The organism is Spartobacteria bacterium UBA695 (genome assembly GCA_002298145.1).
GTDB lineage: Bacteria > Verrucomicrobiota > Verrucomicrobiia > Chthoniobacterales > Chthoniobacteraceae > UBA695.
On sequence record DBMP01000017.1, the window covers coordinates 96,077 to 110,488 of the forward strand.

Below are 14,412 nucleotides of genomic sequence, written 5' to 3' on the forward strand. Positions count from 1 at the left end.
TCCGGTGCGGATATAGACAGAACGCCCGGATATTTGACTTTTCCGCTCAGGCTGATTTTCCGAGGATTAGCGGCAGCGCTTCCATGAGGGTGCCGACTTTTCCGGAGAGGAATGGATTGGAGCCGCTGCGGTCGATGTTGCCGCCGGTGAGGCCTAAGGCGGCGAACCCGGCAAGCCGAATGGAGACGACGCCTGCGCCGGAGTCCTCCATGCCGATGACGCGGTGGCGTCGCGAGGGGTTGATGCCGAGGCCGACGCGGGCGGTTTCGGCGTAGAGCCATGGGTGGGGCTTGGGCTCCAGTTCGCCGAGTGTCCCGGCCTGGCCCTTGCGGATGGCGTGCCCGGCGCTGATGATGGCGTCGTAAAATTCGAGCGGATCGCCCATTTTCAGTGTGCGGAAGGCGGAGAGGATTTCCGGCCAGGCTTTTTCGTACAATCCGGAGGTGACGAGGCCTATTTTGATCCCGTTTTCTTTGAGCTTGTAGAGGAATTCGTCGAGGCCAGGAGCGGGTTCGAAGGCGTTGGGCCGTCCGCGCCCGGCTATAATCTCGGCCATTTCGTGGTGGACGATGTCGAAGTAGTGGCAGCGGGCTTCTTCGACGGTTTTATTCGGGCAATACTTCCGGACGCAGTAGCTCAAATGCTCGCTGACTGAGTGGCCGGAGACGTGCGGTTCGTCTGCTGCTTCGAGCTGAAATTTTGCGTTGCCCAGCAGCCGGGCTGTGGTTTGTTCGATGACCCAGATCCAGAAATGTTCGCTATGGACGCTGGTGCCGTCCAGGTCCATCAAGACGGCTTCCGCCGGACCTTCGAAGGTGGCGGGTTCCAGCGGGTAGAGGGCCGGGTAGCCCATTTTGGAGTTGATGTAGACGAGGGTTTTCTGCTCGAAAACGATCAGCTCTGCCACGCGATCTTGCGGGGTGTAGATGGCTTGTACGCCTTCCTCTCCGATGCGGAAAAGGCCGTTCCCGGCGGTTTCGAGAGGGATGAAGTCGCGGGCCAGCGTTTCGGGGTCCGAGGTGATTCCGGGGAGGTTCATTAGGCGAGGTGCAGGCGGAGGGTGACGATTTTTTTGGCTTCGACGGAGAGCGCCAGTTGGTTGCCCGCAGGTTGCAGGTCGGCGATGGGGCTTTCGTCCATTCGGCTGCGGGTCGCTTTGGCAATGCAGCGGTTGAAGGCGAGCGTGGTGGGTTGGGTGGTTGTTGCCGGGTTGAAGAGGCGCACGATGAGCCCATCGCCGTCCTCGGCTTGTTTGACCGCGCTGACGTGCAGGAGGGTGTTATCCAATGTGAATAGGCCGCCCTCATGCGGTAGCGTGCCGTGGCCGCGCCCGGTCATGATGAGGCGCAGCGGTTCGTTGGCTTGCGTGGCTTCGGTGAGGAGCGCGTTCTGCTGCCAGTCGCCCGCTCCGGCGAAGATCGAGTAGGCGAAGGTCTGCTTGCCGAGGCACTGGATGCCTTCATCGGGAAGCTCGGTGACTTTCTCTTCGCTGACGGCCAGCTTGATGCGGCAGGCGCGCAGGAGGGTTAGCGAAAGGGTGCGCGCGTCGTCCTCAAGTACCTCGTATTCGAAGAGGCCTTTGGGAAGGATGGCCAGGCAGTCGCGGCCGTCGTCCAGGCTGGCAAAGGTTTGCAGCGGTTGCGCGCCGAAGGCTTCCTCGACCCAGCCGGTGGAGTCGGGAAGGGCGATGGGCCGCTCGACAACGTCGAAGTGGGTGTCGGAAACGCTCTGGTTGGTCTGGATGCCGGAGGGGAGATTGGCGCGCAGGAGGTGGTCCTTGGCGGTGTTATCGAGGATGAGTGTGACTTCGAGGCGCTGTGAGCTTTTTTTGAGGCGGTACTCCACGCGCACCGGGATGCGGGTCAACTGGCTGCTGCGGCCCTTGCCGTCGCCGTAATCGACGGGCACCTCGAATCCGTACACCGCCTCGATGCAGCCGACCAGGGGGCCGTTTTCCTTGATCGAAAGTACGGCGCGGGCTCCGAGGCTGTTGTATTTGCGGTCGAACGCGGGCGCGACGTGTTTCCATGCGTTGCCGCACTCGCCCTGGCTGGTCAGGTAGTTGAGCTGTCGGTAGGTCCGGCCGGTTTTTTTGCAGGAAAGATCGACGGTGCCGTTTGCGTTGACGGTGGCGCGCAGGAATTCGTTTTCCAGCGTTGTGTCGTTGGCCGCGATGGATGCGCGTGAGCGGAGTTCCGCCGGTTCGGGCAGGATCGTGTAGGCGCGGTAGCCGAGGCCGGGCAGGTTGTTGAATTTGGCGTAAAATTTGATCCGGTTGGAAGCGACGATGCGCGGCACTTCCCAAATGCTGTCCACAAATGAGCTCGATTTTTCCGAGCTGATGGCCTGGCGCTCTACGCTGGCGTCGGACGGGGCTTCGAGCCGGGCGGCCTTGGCTTTGTAGCGGGCGGGGATTTCGAGATCGACCATTGCGATGGCGTCCCGCTCCACGGGCAGGCTGTTGAAGACGATGAGCTGCATGGCCCCTTTTTCCTGGCCCTCGGGCGAGAGGTTCCTGGCGATGTGACACAGGGCGTCTTCGGTGACGATGTCGGCGATGTCGATGGCTTTGGCGTAGCGCCCGGCCATTTCTTCGCAAACGGCATCGGGTGCGCAGCCGCCGTTGGCGTCGTGGGTGTGATTGGAAAGGAGTACCCCCCAGCCCCGGTCGAGGTAGCGCTTCGGGTAGGGCATTCCGTAGGACGCGGCCATGGCGGCCAGGGGCTCGGCGAGGTATACCAGGGCGCCGGTAGCGGCGAAGTCTTTTTGCTTTAGGTAGGTACGGGCGCTGACGGTGCCGGGGAAGAGGAAGGTCCACATGCCTTCCTTTAGGTAGGAGCGGCGCTCGCCTTTGAGGACGGTCATCTGGCTGCGGTCGAGGTGTTTTTCTGCTTCCTTCCAGAACCCTTCGAGGTCGGTGTGTTCGATCTCGTATTGGCCCGCGAGGAGTTCCTGCGCGTCTTTGATGATTTGGGATTCGAGGGGGTAGGCGACGGAGATATCGTGCCCGTTCATGGCCAGGAATACGGGCGTTGTAAAGTGCCGCCCCTCGCGCTGGACCATTTCTTCTATGGCCTGCTTGAGCTTGGATTTATCGTAGGCTGCTTCCGGGGCTTGGAGGTCGAAGGAGAGATCCTCGCCCGCGAGGCCATCGGCGATGCGCACGGGTGCTTCGTCGTGCTGGTCCCAGTCGTAGTCTTTGCTAAAGAGGGCGTTGGCGGTGACGACGCGGTGTACTTGGTAATACCAGTTGTAGCGGCAGTAGATGGCGAACCGGCTGGCGGTGATTTGCGTGCCGTCCGGCGCTTCCCAGATCCACTCGGCGGGGGCTTCGTGGTGCGAGATGCCGCGGTAAAACATCATGTATTTTTGCCCAAAGTCGGCGAGGATTTGCGGGAGTTGGCCCGTCTGCCCCCACGAGGAGGGGGTGTAGGCGACGGTGCCGACTTGGCCGCCATAGCTTTCCACGGTTTTGCGGCCCCAGAGGAAATTGCGAACCAGGCTTTCCTGTCCGATGCTGAACTCCTCCGGCAGGGTATAGTAGGGCCCGAGGATCAATCGGTGCGATTTGACGAGCTCGGCGACCAATGCGCGGCGCTCCGGGCGCATTTCCAGGTAGTCGTCGATCATGATGGAATGGCCGTCCATCGTGAAGGAGGCGTAGCCGGGGTCTTTTTCCAGGATATCGAGCGTGGTATCCAGCATGGTCAGGAGGCGGCGGCGCGTTTTTTCAAACGTGCGGCGGAATTCCCGGTCCCAGTGGGTGTTGGATACGACCTTGATTTGCTTGATGTGGGAGGCGTTCGGTTTGATAGGACAAGAAATGGGTTGGGGGTTATGGGGCTAGCAGCGGAGTCAGGCTAGCGTTAGTGAGGATTAAGGCTCCATAGGTGAAACGCTCAGAAATTTGACCTTTCCGCCCATTGTGAAGTCTCCCAGGCCCGCAATCTGGGCGAAAATATCAAGAGGAAGGGCGTTTCTCCCATGGTAAATCCGAGGCGCGTATTTATAGTGCTGGCGTTGTTCAAACCGTAAATTCCCTCCCGAGCAATTTCCCCACAATGAAGCTAATTCAAGCGATTCTGGTTTGTTGCGCCCTCACGAAGCTTTCTGCGCAATCCTTGCCGCCTTTTGTCCCCTTGGTGCCAGCCTCAACCAGCGAGGTGAAGAGCACAAAGGTCAGCGCGGTGAATGTTGACTGTTTTTCTGGCGATAAATCCCAACTCTGGGCTGTTGATCCCGCTCCCGCGGGAGATGCGTCAAAGGTGTTTTCGTTGGGCGACTTTGACGGGAAGCAGGCGTTAAAACTTTCGGTGGGGAGTTTTGAACCGGATAAGACGATGGTGCGGATTCTCCTGCCTGGAGGAGCCTCGGCAAACGGCGATCTATGGGCCAAGAGCCGGGTGACTTATATCTCCTTTCTTTGTAAAGGCAGCCACCCTGCGGAGATGTATCTTTATCTATTTAAGAAAGGGAAACCTTTTACGAAGGTGGGATTCGCTGTGTCCACTGGGGATTGGCAGAAGGTGATTATTCCGATTCAGCAATTCGGCCTCAAGGGGAGCACGGGTGGCATTGATGGGCTCGGGTTCCGGGTGAACGGCTCGGCGCAGGAGGGGGATGCGGATGTGGAGACGAAAGCGGAGAAGTCTGCCAATGCGGAGGTGGAGATTAGTGCGGTTTCGCTAGGGGTCATGCCTTTTACCGAAGACATGTTTAAAAAGCAGAGTGTTGCCATCAGCTTGCTGGGCGACTGGCGGTTTTCTCCTGACGCTGAGGATCGGGGGTTGAAGGCGCAGTGGTATGCGGATGCGATGGATGATTCGGGCTGGAGTGTCCTCAAGTCGGGCTTGAGCTGGCAGGAGCAAGGGGTGAGCCTGTACGGATATGGATGGTACCGGCAAAAAATCTCCGTTCCCAAGGAGGCTCAGGGGCTGCCGTTGGTACTGGACCTTACGAAGATGCCTTCGGATGATGATGTCTGGTTCAACGGAACACGTATCGGCGGGTTTAAGGGGGAGTATAAATACAATGTCTGGCTGACTCGGAGTTACGTGGTTCCGCCCTCGCTCATCCGCTATGGAGCGGAGAACACCATTGCACTGCGGCTGTGGGGTGGGCATTTGACGTTCATTGGCAATAAGAGCGGCCTCATCGCCGGGCCTCTTGTGGCGACCTTTGATCCCTATCATGTCAGCTTCCGGGAGCCGGGGAAGGAGGCCGTTCCCGCTGAGTTGTTTGATCTTTCCGACGCCCAAAGAGGCAAGCCGTTTGATATCATTATTCCGTTCCCTGGCGCGGTCATGAAGGAAAAGGGGACTCAGCTGAACTACCGGTTGACCGATTACGGCGGGAGGCAAATCAAAGCCGGGAAAATTCCGCTCGCCGCTACAGCCAACGGTAATGCGGAAGCCGTGATTTCCATCGACCGCGCGCTGTCGCAGACGGTCTATCTGCGCGGACGTATGCGGGCCACTCTGATCGTGGAAGACGACGCGGGGAACCCGATTTTCTCGGGCAACAAGGCGCTCGATCACCTGAAGTTTGAAAAGCGGGATGAGACGGCGCTGCCTGCGCTGCCGGAGAAATTTGAGGACACTCCCTACGGAAAGCTCAAGCTGGTGGACGAGATCGACTGCTCCACGCCGCTCTCGACTGAGACGCATCCCTATGTTCAGGGCGGCTTTAGTCATTCGTCCAGCCGTCAGCCTCCCGGCGATCCGGTGGATGTTAAAGTCTCCGACATCCTCGGGAAAAAAGCGCGCGAAAGCGGCAACGGCTGGTTTGCCTACCGCGTGGGCAGCGGCAAGCTCACGCCGCATAAAACCTATCTACTTCGGATGGAATACCCGGAGGACAAGCCACGCTTTGCCCCCATCGAGATCCAGACGGGCCAGAATTTCATGGACGTTGGGTGGAAAAACGGCACCGGCCCGGATGGAGTCTACGATAACTGGCCGCTCAGCAAAACCTGGCAGTGGTATGACGTCATTGTCCCCGTGGGCGACAGAACCGTTGGCACCGGTGGTACGGGAACCGCTCCGGCGGAGAACGGTTTCTGGGTCTATTTCATGAACAAAATCGAGACCACTAAGGGGTACTACACTATGTGGTCCGGAGGTCCGGCGGTAGCCCGGATGAAGCTCTACGAGATCGACGCGGAAAAGAACGCTCCCGTTATTCGGCGGCCCCAGGGATTGCCCACCCGCACGCTTGGGCTCGATTGGGAACGCCAGCCTGATCACGATCCCGCCGACTTTGTTCAATATGCCAAGCTGATGGGCTATAGCTCGATCTCCCCCATCATGCTCAAGTGGCATTTCGACAATTACGCCGCCCCTTTGAACGGATACACGTCCATTATCGTGGATGACAAATTTTATTGGGCAAAGAAAGTTTACGACCCTGCCACGGGGGAAAAGGCCGCATCGCCGATTCCGGGCAAAAAGACACAGCACGAACGCTACCTTGAAGCGACCAAAAAATGGGGCCTCGACTATATTCCCCGCTTTGAATGGGGTGGCTCCATGGATCTGCCCGTCGAGGCGAGGGCCATCGACGTTTCGGGCGAACCCGCCAAGCCCAACCGGTTTGCTCAGTGGTGCACCGATATCCTCAACCCTCTCGCCTGGGATGACTTGAAGAAGCTGATGGACAACCTCTTTATCCCCTATGCCAAGGACAACCCTCAGCTGATGGGCGCGCTGTGGCGGATCCGCTGCAACCGCGTGCCGATTAGCTACGCGAAGGCGAATATTGAGCTGTTTGCAAAGGAAACGAATACGACGTTGCCCCCGGGAGGCGATGCCATGGCCCGGGCCTGGGCCGCCGGGGAGATGCGCATGAAATATGACGCATGGTGGCATCAGAAACGGGCAGAATTCCACATCAAGCTAGTCAAATTACTTCAAAGCTACCGGCCGGACTTGGAGCTCTATTACTATAACTGGGATGAAGACAAGTTTGCCTTGATCCAGCCCTGCACGACGGCCTGGGCCTTCATTGCCACGGTGGTCAAACCTCCGCCCCAAGGTGGCAAAGCCCGCTACATGAATGAAGAAGCGTCCCGGGCCAAATACACGGCAGCGGATTATATCGAAGTCATGCGGACCGGCAACTTCGGCCCTGTGAGCGGGAGTGGGCACTTCGACCGCGCCGACTATGGCATCCGGCCCGAACTTTACAAGGGGGTCAAGGGTATCCAGATCTTTGCCCCAGCTAACTTCCTGTGCTATGCGAACCTGCCGGACTATTTGAATTACTTCAAAACCGATGACGGCCTGGCTGTAAGCAATGTCGTGGCATACGATGAGATCGGGTCCCGTTCGATCAATTCAAAATACGAAGGCAACATGATCACTCCTGCCGGGCCCGCTTTCAGCATGGCGCTGGAGCTTCTGCCCTATTTCCATAGTGACGCCCGGACGCTTAACTATACGGTCTATACCTATGGGCGTGGTTTTGCTGATGCGCATCGCCGCTTTGCCCAGGCCTTCCTGGCGCTCCCTGCGATTCCGGGGACGGTGGTGGATCAGGCCGACAAGGACTTGAAGGTGCGCACCTATGCCTCGCCGGGCGGTACCTATGTCGGCGTCGCCTACAAGGGGTATGCCTCGAAGAAGCTTAGCTTTAAAATTCCCTCGACGGCCGGAGCCAAAATCACCGATCTAGTGACCGGACAACCGGTATCGGCGAAAGCCTCCGGGAACACCCTGGAGTTTGAAATTCCATCGGGGCCGATGGAGTTAAACGCCTACCTTATCCAATAAAACCGCCCTAATGGGCGAAAATGGAAATTTTGTGAGCGGATTAGCTATGGCGATTCGCTGAGGATTTCTTAAGTATTATATAAGCCTATTCCGGTCTGGATTGGCAAAAAGTAGCTCTTGCCTTCGCGACCTGAAGTCATTTGTCAAAACACCCTGCAACCTACCCCTTCTTATGCAAAGCAACACCCCTTCCTCACTCTCTCTTGGAAAACGGACTGATGTTAAAAATCGAAAAGGCTTAAGGATGCCGCGCGGACTCCAGCCAGAGACGTTTTGTGCGTTGGCTGCAGCTCTATTGGTGAGCGGGCAGGCCCAGGCCGCGATCTTTACTTGGAATAACACGGGAACGGATGTCAACACGTCAACGAGCTGGAGCAGTTCGACTTCAGGCGGGGTTGCCACCGGGGGGACGCTGGTGTTCAATGCCGCGGCGACCACCCAGCCCAACCTGAGCTCGGCGCTTTCGTTGGCGTCGATTTATTTCTCCACCGCCGCTGCTTCCGGATATGATTTGACTAGCAGTTCCGGCAATACGGTGGCGCTGACTTTGACGGGTACCGGAATTGGTTCCACTTCCGCGATTCGCTCAGCCAACACCAGCGGGGCCAATACGATTGATGCCGCGCTGGTTCTTGGCGCGGCGGCGGGGACGACTCAAACCTTTCAACAAACTTCAGGTGGTACTCTGGTAATCAACGGGGTGATTTCGGGTGGCGCCTCCACCTCGGTACTGAGCCTAAACAGCAGCAACGCATCGGGTCTTATCAAGCTGACGGGGAACAACACGTTCACGAGCAACGTTGAAATTATCGCCACGAACTCCGTTGTCAGCGTATCGAGCATTGGCAATGTCGGTGCGAGCAGCAACTTGGGCGCGGGTTCAACGATTATTATTACTGGTGGTGCCAGTGGCGGCGGTACGCTCAAATATACCGGCGCGGGGGAATCGGCCAGCAAGGTCATCAGCCTGAATAATTCGACGGGAGGCACGATTGATACTTCAGCTGCCACGGGAGCGCTGATTCTGACGGGGGATTTGATCGCTCCCGCCAGCGGCGCAAAGACCCTGACCCTTACGGGCGGAGCTACCAATAGTGAATTCCAGGGGAAAATCAGCGATGGTGCTGGCGGCGGCACCACGGCGGTGAAGATCTCCGCCGGAACCTGGATCCTTTCGGGAGCGAACACCTATTCCGGTGGCTTGACTCTTGTTGCAGGGGCTACATTGGGAATTAAAAATGCGGCGGCATTAGGAACGGGGGCTTTGGCCATTACTGGAGGCACGTTTGATAACCTTGCGGGAAGTGCGCTGACGCTTTCCACCAATAACGCGATTTCCATAAGCGGTTCGGTTGCGTTTGCCGGTTCAAGTAACCTCAACCTGGGCACCGGTGCGGTGGCGATGAACAATCTTACTCTTACGGTGAGCGCCTCTTCGCTTACGGTGGGGGGGAATATCTCCGAAACCGCCAGCGGCAAAACCCTGAGCAAGGCGGGCAACGGTACGTTGGTGCTTTCAGGTTCCAATGCCTATACCGGCAAGACGACGATTAGCGCCGGGACACTCCAGTTTGCCAAACAGACCTCGCTCTACAGTGGCAGTTCTGCGTTGTGGACTAGCAGCAAAATTGAAGTCGATTCCGGGGCGACCCTCGCCGTGAATGTGGGGGGGAGCGGGGAGTTTACTTCTGCTGATCTTGATACCCTCAAAGCGCTTGGCACTTCAGCGAGCGGTTTTAGCAACGGTTCCATTTTGGGCATCGATACTACTAATGCGAGCGGCGGGAACTTCACTTATGCCAGCAATATCACCAATGCCTATAGTGGTGCCAATGCGCTTGGTATTACCAAGCTCGGGAGCAACACGCTGACCCTCACTGGCAGCAATAGCTACACCGGTGCGACGACGGTTGCTGGCGGTACGCTGGCAGTTAATGGGTGGATTGGCGCGTCCAGTGCGGTTTACGTCAATAGCGGGGCCACCCTTTCGGGCAGCGGAACAGTTTCCGGCGCGGTCACCACGACCAGTGCCACCATTAGCGGTAACGGCAGCGGCCTGCATCTCGGCGCGACCACGCTCAATGGTTCCAGCACGCTGAGCGGTTACAATATCGCCAGTGGCGTTACGATCGCCAGCGGCTCCACCACGTTGACCGGCACCACCCAGTCTTCCAGCGCGCTTACGGTCTCCGTGGGGGCTACGTTGAACAATAACGGCAAGGTCGACGGGAGCGTCAATGTCAACGGCGGCTTGATGAAGGGCACCGGTGAGGTGACGGGCAACCTTGCACTGACCAGCGGCACTCTCGCCCCCGGCAATAGCGCGGGGATCACAACTGTTGACGGTAATTTCTCGATGGACTCCGCCTCCAAGTTGGTGGCGGAAGTGAGCGGACTGGTGGCGGGAACGTCTTATGACCAAGTCAAAGTCAGCGGAAACGTCTCCCTGGCCGGTACGCTGGACCTGACCACGCTGGGCGGCTTGACGATGGGCAGCGAGGTTATTCTCATCAACAACACCGGAACGGGAACGACGAAGGGGTATTTCGCCTCGATCATCACGAACGGCTCCACCTACACGCTGACTTCGAACTCTGACTATAAGTTCACGGTAGGCAGCACGGAATACCTTTTGAGCTTCACTTCCAACGTGGGGAGCGATAGTCAATTTAACGACGTGACGCTGACGGTGGTTCCTGAACCGAGCGCCTGGGCGATGTTCGCGGGTGGGCTGGGCCTGCTGGTTTGCGGCCAGCGCCTGCGCCGCCGTTGCCTGGCTCGGTAATGGGGGCCGTTTCGGCAGAGCGCGTTTTTACACCGACATCATGATGAGATCTTTTATTTGTGGTGGAGCGCTCCTGCTGCTGGCGATAAAGGGTCCTCTTTACGGTGAGGGCGAGGTGACCTACGACGGAAGTCCGCCTCCGCATGGGGTGGCTTTCCACGCTACGGTGGAACCAGTTGTTGATGGAGTTTTAAGCAATGGCGAATGGAAGGATGCCCAGCCGTTCTATTTTCCGCTTTCCCCTGGCGCGCAAGGTGAGGCTACGGAAGCCCGGTTCCTGTGGACTGAAAAAGGAATCTACGTGGCGTTTGTGGTCAAGGAGTCGACCCCGGTCTTTGGGCATTCGCCAAAAGGGGAGGCCCTTTACCAGGAGGATTGCGTGGAGCTTTTCCTGGATGTGATGGGCGACCACCGTCAATTTTGGGAAATCCAGGTTGATCCCGCCGGGCAGACTTATTTCCGTAACCACGTCCTGACCGCTCCGCCGCGGCTGACCGCCGAGCAGCGTATTACAGAAGAATTCCGCGTTAGCGAGCTTTGGCGCTACGATGTGGATCCGCCGGAAGGATCTAAAATAGTCTGTAACCTGGACCGGCAGGCAGGCCTTTGGACTGTGGAGATGTTTCTCCCCTCCTCATTTGTTAATCGTCGCCGGGGCGGGGCCGATTTGGAACCGGGTATCGTGAGGATGAATCTCGCAAGGAATGATTGGAGCTTGGCAAAGGAGGAGCCCAACCGCGAACCGCGCTACCAGTATTGGGCTTCTGTTTTGCCGGGGCATGCCCATCTTTCTCCATTGGCAATGGGCTATCTAGAACTCAAAAAACCATGATCCATCGAATCTCGAAAATCCTCTCCTTGTTCCTGGGATTCCTTCCCGCCTCCCTTTTTGCGGAGCTGAGCGTGGCTAGTTATTATGGCGACCACATGGTCTTGCAACGGGACCAGCCCATTTGCGTGTGGGGAACGGCGACTCCCGGTGCCGAGGTTCAGGTAAGTCTTTCGAGCCAAAAAGCATCAGGAAAGGCCGAGCCCGATGGAAAGTGGAAGGTCATGCTTGGCCCGTTGCCTGCATCGGGTCCGTTTGAGCTGAAAGTTGACAGTGGTTCGGAGAAAGCAGGCTTCAAGGATCTGATGGTGGGGGATGTTTGGCTGGTTTCCGGCCAGTCCAATATGGTGTTGGCCCTGCAATCGACCACGGAATGGCCCGCGGCAAAAACCGCTGGTGCGTTTCCGGCGATTCGCATCTGCAAACTCCCGGGGGATTTCTCGTTTACGCCTGCGGAAAAATATTCCCGTGGGCTTCAGTGGATGCTTTTGGATAGTCCTCGCGCGGGCTTTTTTTCGGCCGTGGGCTATCACTTTGCCCGCACGCTTCAGCCTGCCATTGGAGTGACCGTGGGGATTGTCCAAGGGAGCGTTGGGGGGACCCAGGCGGAGCAATGGACTCGGGATGCGGACTTGAAGGCCGCCATTCCCGACAACCCGCTGATTGCCGAGGCCGCAAAGGCTCGCGCTGAAAGCGAAGCGAACCCGACGGCCAAGGCGAACATCATGAAGGCGGGGGCGAGTGTGTTGTACAATGGGATTATTCACCCGATGCGCTATGCCAAGTTTGCAGGCGTGGTCTGGTACCAGGGGGAAGCCAATTCGCGTTCGCCGAGAGATTACCGGCCTGTGCTCAAAACGCTCGTCCAGTCGTGGCGCGGAGTCTTCGGGCAGCCGCAGCTTCCTTTTGTCATTGTTCAACTGCCTAACTTTGGCCTGCCCAAGGACGATGGCTGGATGCGAGTGCAGGAGGCCCAGCGGTTGGCGGCCAAGGATCTCGGCTTGCCGCTCGTGGTGACGATTGACCAAGGTTCCGCCACGACGATTCATCCTCCCAATAAGGCTGAGGTGGGGCGGCGTGTTGGCGTGGCGGCTTTGCAGTCCATCTATAAAAAGGATGTGGAGGGTACGAGCCCGAATCCAAGCGCCGTCAAATTCCAAGGCCAAACCGCAGTGGTCGATTTTGACGGGTTCAAGGGCAACCTGGTCGTGCGGGGCGCCTCGGTTCAAGGCTTTGAAATCGCCGGAACCGACAAACATTTTTATCCTGCCACAGCGGCGGTTGAAGGCCGGTCGGTGAAGCTCTCGAATACGAGTGTTTCCCAGCCCAAGGCGGTCCGTTATCTATGGGCTAACTCGCCCGAAGCCGTTACGCTCTATTCTCCCGCAGGTTTGCCTGCTGTTCCCTTTCGTTTCAGCGAAGGTGAAAAACTATAGCATTATCCGTCTTAGTTGCGGAGATGAGCCGGGGCATTCCGTACGCCTTGCGGTGGGTGCGAACTTCTGTTGGTACGTTTCCTCGGGGCTGTCTTGCTGCTGAGATATTTTTATCGGAATTCAGGCGGCTCCTATGGTCGAAAATATCAACTAGTTGGGTGTTTGTTCCATGGAATTCCTCCCGGCGGCTTGATACATTGCCCTAGTTCGTATCTCCCCTAATGAACATTCGTTCACAGCAAAGAATGGCCGTTATTCCTGTTTGTCTTTGGCCCGACGCAGACCTTGCATCGGATGCCATGGCACGGGGTAGGGGGGCGTTTAGCATGGTGGAACTACTGGTGGTCATTTTGATCATGATGGCGATGGGGGCATTGATCGTTCCTGTGGTCCATTCCGTCAATGGTGCGGGTAACCTGACTCAGGCGTGTTACGAGATCTCGGCGACACTGGAACAGGCTCGTGCCTATGCCATGGCGAACAACACTTATGTATTTGTCGGGATAGCGGAGGCGGATGCTTCGGTAAACGCGGCTGCCGTGCCTCAGGTTACCACGGGGGCTTCGCCCTATGGTCGTGTAGCCCTTGCCGTTGTTGCTTCAAAGGATGGTGCCAAGCACTATTTGGATGCGACGGCGGGTCAGGGCTCCGACTGGCTGGCCAATTACGCCGACGCTTCCAAGCCTGAATATACGGGCCTGCATCTTGTGGGGATTTATAAACTGCGGCGGTTGGAAAATGTGCATCTTTCCGGTTCTGTCGCTTCCTCGGGGGCGATGGTCAGGCCGTCTGTTGATGCCACGTACGTTTTGGGCAATAGTGCCTGTGTTTCGCAGACACCGTTTGCCTGGCCCCTCGGTTCGTCACTGAGCGGGGGGTATCAATACCGCTTCGATAAAGTCATTCAGTTCGATCCGCAAGGGGTGGTGCGAATCACCCTCCCAACCAATGGCAGCACGATTTCCCGGTGGATTGAGATTGGCCTGGTGCAGTCGCAGGGCAATCACATTGCGGCCAATGCCAATGCCGGAGCCATTCAAATCGACACTTTAACTGGAGTCACGCGCATCTATCGGCCATGAAAAAAGAACACGGATTCTCTTTGGTTGAGGTGACCATCGCGATGGGGGTCGCGGTGGTCTCGCTCACTTCGCTGCTCGGATTGTTGCCCATTGGGATTACCAATAATCAGTCCTCTATTTCGCAGACATCCGCGGCCAGCTTGGGCCGGGTGATCCTGGCCGATTTGCAATCGACTCCGGTGACCAAGCCCGCCAGTGAGCAGAAATCGCCCTTGATGAGCATCCCCGTCCCGTACACCGGGAGCCCCAGGCACACGGTTTTCTTTAGCGATGACGGCACGCCTGTAGGCGCGGTTGACAGCGATGCCACGCTGAGTGCGGCCCCAGGTCTTTCTCCCTATTTCCGGGCGACGCTATTTTTTTCCACTGCGGATGACTCTTCCCAAAAAGATGCGACGAAGGTGCGGATTCTCATTACCTGGCCTGCCTCGGCGGACAAAGCGGCCAGCGCTTTGCCGAGCCACTATGCGGGATCATATGAGTTGGTTAGCGCATTTAACCGGAACTGAGG

8 protein-coding genes are annotated in these 14,412 nt (G+C 57.8%); 6 read left to right on the forward strand and 2 right to left on the reverse strand.

The genetic code is table 11. The features are described 5' to 3' along the window. Nucleotides 1-46 precede the first annotated feature (46 nt). Both B2828_RS11310 and B2828_RS11315 read right to left on the reverse strand, forming a co-directional pair. Nucleotides 47-1,039 (reverse strand): HAD family hydrolase, encoded by a 993-nt coding sequence (locus tag B2828_RS11310; protein ID WP_479633851.1) that lies wholly within the window; start codon nt 1,037-1,039, stop codon nt 47-49. Then, nucleotides 1,039-3,825 carry a glycoside hydrolase family 38 N-terminal domain-containing protein gene (locus B2828_RS11315; RefSeq protein ID WP_479633892.1) on the reverse strand — a complete coding sequence of 929 codons (2,787 nt, stop codon included), beginning with the start codon at nt 3,823-3,825 and terminating at the stop codon, nt 1,039-1,041. Before B2828_RS11315 ends, B2828_RS11310 begins: the two co-directional genes overlap by 1 nt. 701 nt (nt 3,826-4,526) lie before the next feature. On the opposite strand from B2828_RS11315, the gene B2828_RS11320 reads away from it, so the two are divergent. The 6 genes from B2828_RS11320 (at nt 4,527) to B2828_RS11345 (ending at nt 14,410) form a co-directional block, all read left to right on the forward strand. Beyond that, entirely contained in the window at nt 4,527-7,769 is a 3,243-nt protein-coding gene (locus B2828_RS11320) for a hypothetical protein (RefSeq protein ID WP_479633852.1), read from the forward strand. Nucleotides 7,770-8,013: 244 nt separating this feature from the next. Beyond that, entirely contained in the window at nt 8,014-10,554 is a 2,541-nt protein-coding gene (locus B2828_RS11325; protein WP_479633853.1) for a beta strand repeat-containing protein, read from the forward strand. A 40-nt stretch (nt 10,555-10,594) separates the two neighbouring features. Then, the gene (locus B2828_RS11330; protein WP_479633854.1) at nt 10,595-11,386 is read left to right on the forward strand and encodes a carbohydrate-binding family 9-like protein; all 792 of its coding nucleotides are present in this window, start codon (nt 10,595-10,597) and stop codon (nt 11,384-11,386) included. Next, a complete protein-coding gene (locus B2828_RS11335) occupies nt 11,383-12,819 on the forward strand; it encodes a sialate O-acetylesterase (protein WP_479633855.1) in 1,437 nt (478 codons plus the stop codon). The genes B2828_RS11330 and B2828_RS11335 overlap by 4 nt, the downstream gene beginning before the upstream one ends. A gap of 326 nt (nt 12,820-13,145) precedes the next feature. Next, nucleotides 13,146-13,901, forward strand: coding sequence for a pilus assembly FimT family protein (locus tag B2828_RS11340; RefSeq protein ID WP_479633856.1), 756 nt, complete (start codon nt 13,146-13,148; stop codon nt 13,899-13,901). Next, nucleotides 13,898-14,410, forward strand: a complete 513-nt coding sequence (locus B2828_RS11345; RefSeq protein ID WP_479633857.1) for a type IV pilus modification PilV family protein — start codon at nt 13,898-13,900, stop codon at nt 14,408-14,410. Before B2828_RS11340 ends, B2828_RS11345 begins: the two co-directional genes overlap by 4 nt. Nucleotides 14,411-14,412 lie beyond the last annotated feature (2 nt).

Bases quoted from the DNA above. Each gene is read 5' to 3' on its own strand.
- B2828_RS11335 (WP_479633855.1), top strand. From the start codon at position 11,383: ATGATCCATCGAATCTCGAAAATCCTCTCCTTGTTCCTGGGATTCCTT.
- B2828_RS11310 (WP_479633851.1), bottom strand. From the start codon at position 1,039: ATGAACCTCCCCGGAATCACCTCGGACCCCGAAACGCTGGCCCGCGAC.
- B2828_RS11325 (WP_479633853.1), top strand. From the start codon at position 8,014: ATGCCGCGCGGACTCCAGCCAGAGACGTTTTGTGCGTTGGCTGCAGCT.
- B2828_RS11330 (WP_479633854.1), top strand. From the start codon at position 10,595: ATGATGAGATCTTTTATTTGTGGTGGAGCGCTCCTGCTGCTGGCGATA.
- B2828_RS11345 (WP_479633857.1), top strand. From the start codon at position 13,898: ATGAAAAAAGAACACGGATTCTCTTTGGTTGAGGTGACCATCGCGATG.
- B2828_RS11340 (WP_479633856.1), top strand. From the start codon at position 13,146: ATGGTGGAACTACTGGTGGTCATTTTGATCATGATGGCGATGGGGGCA.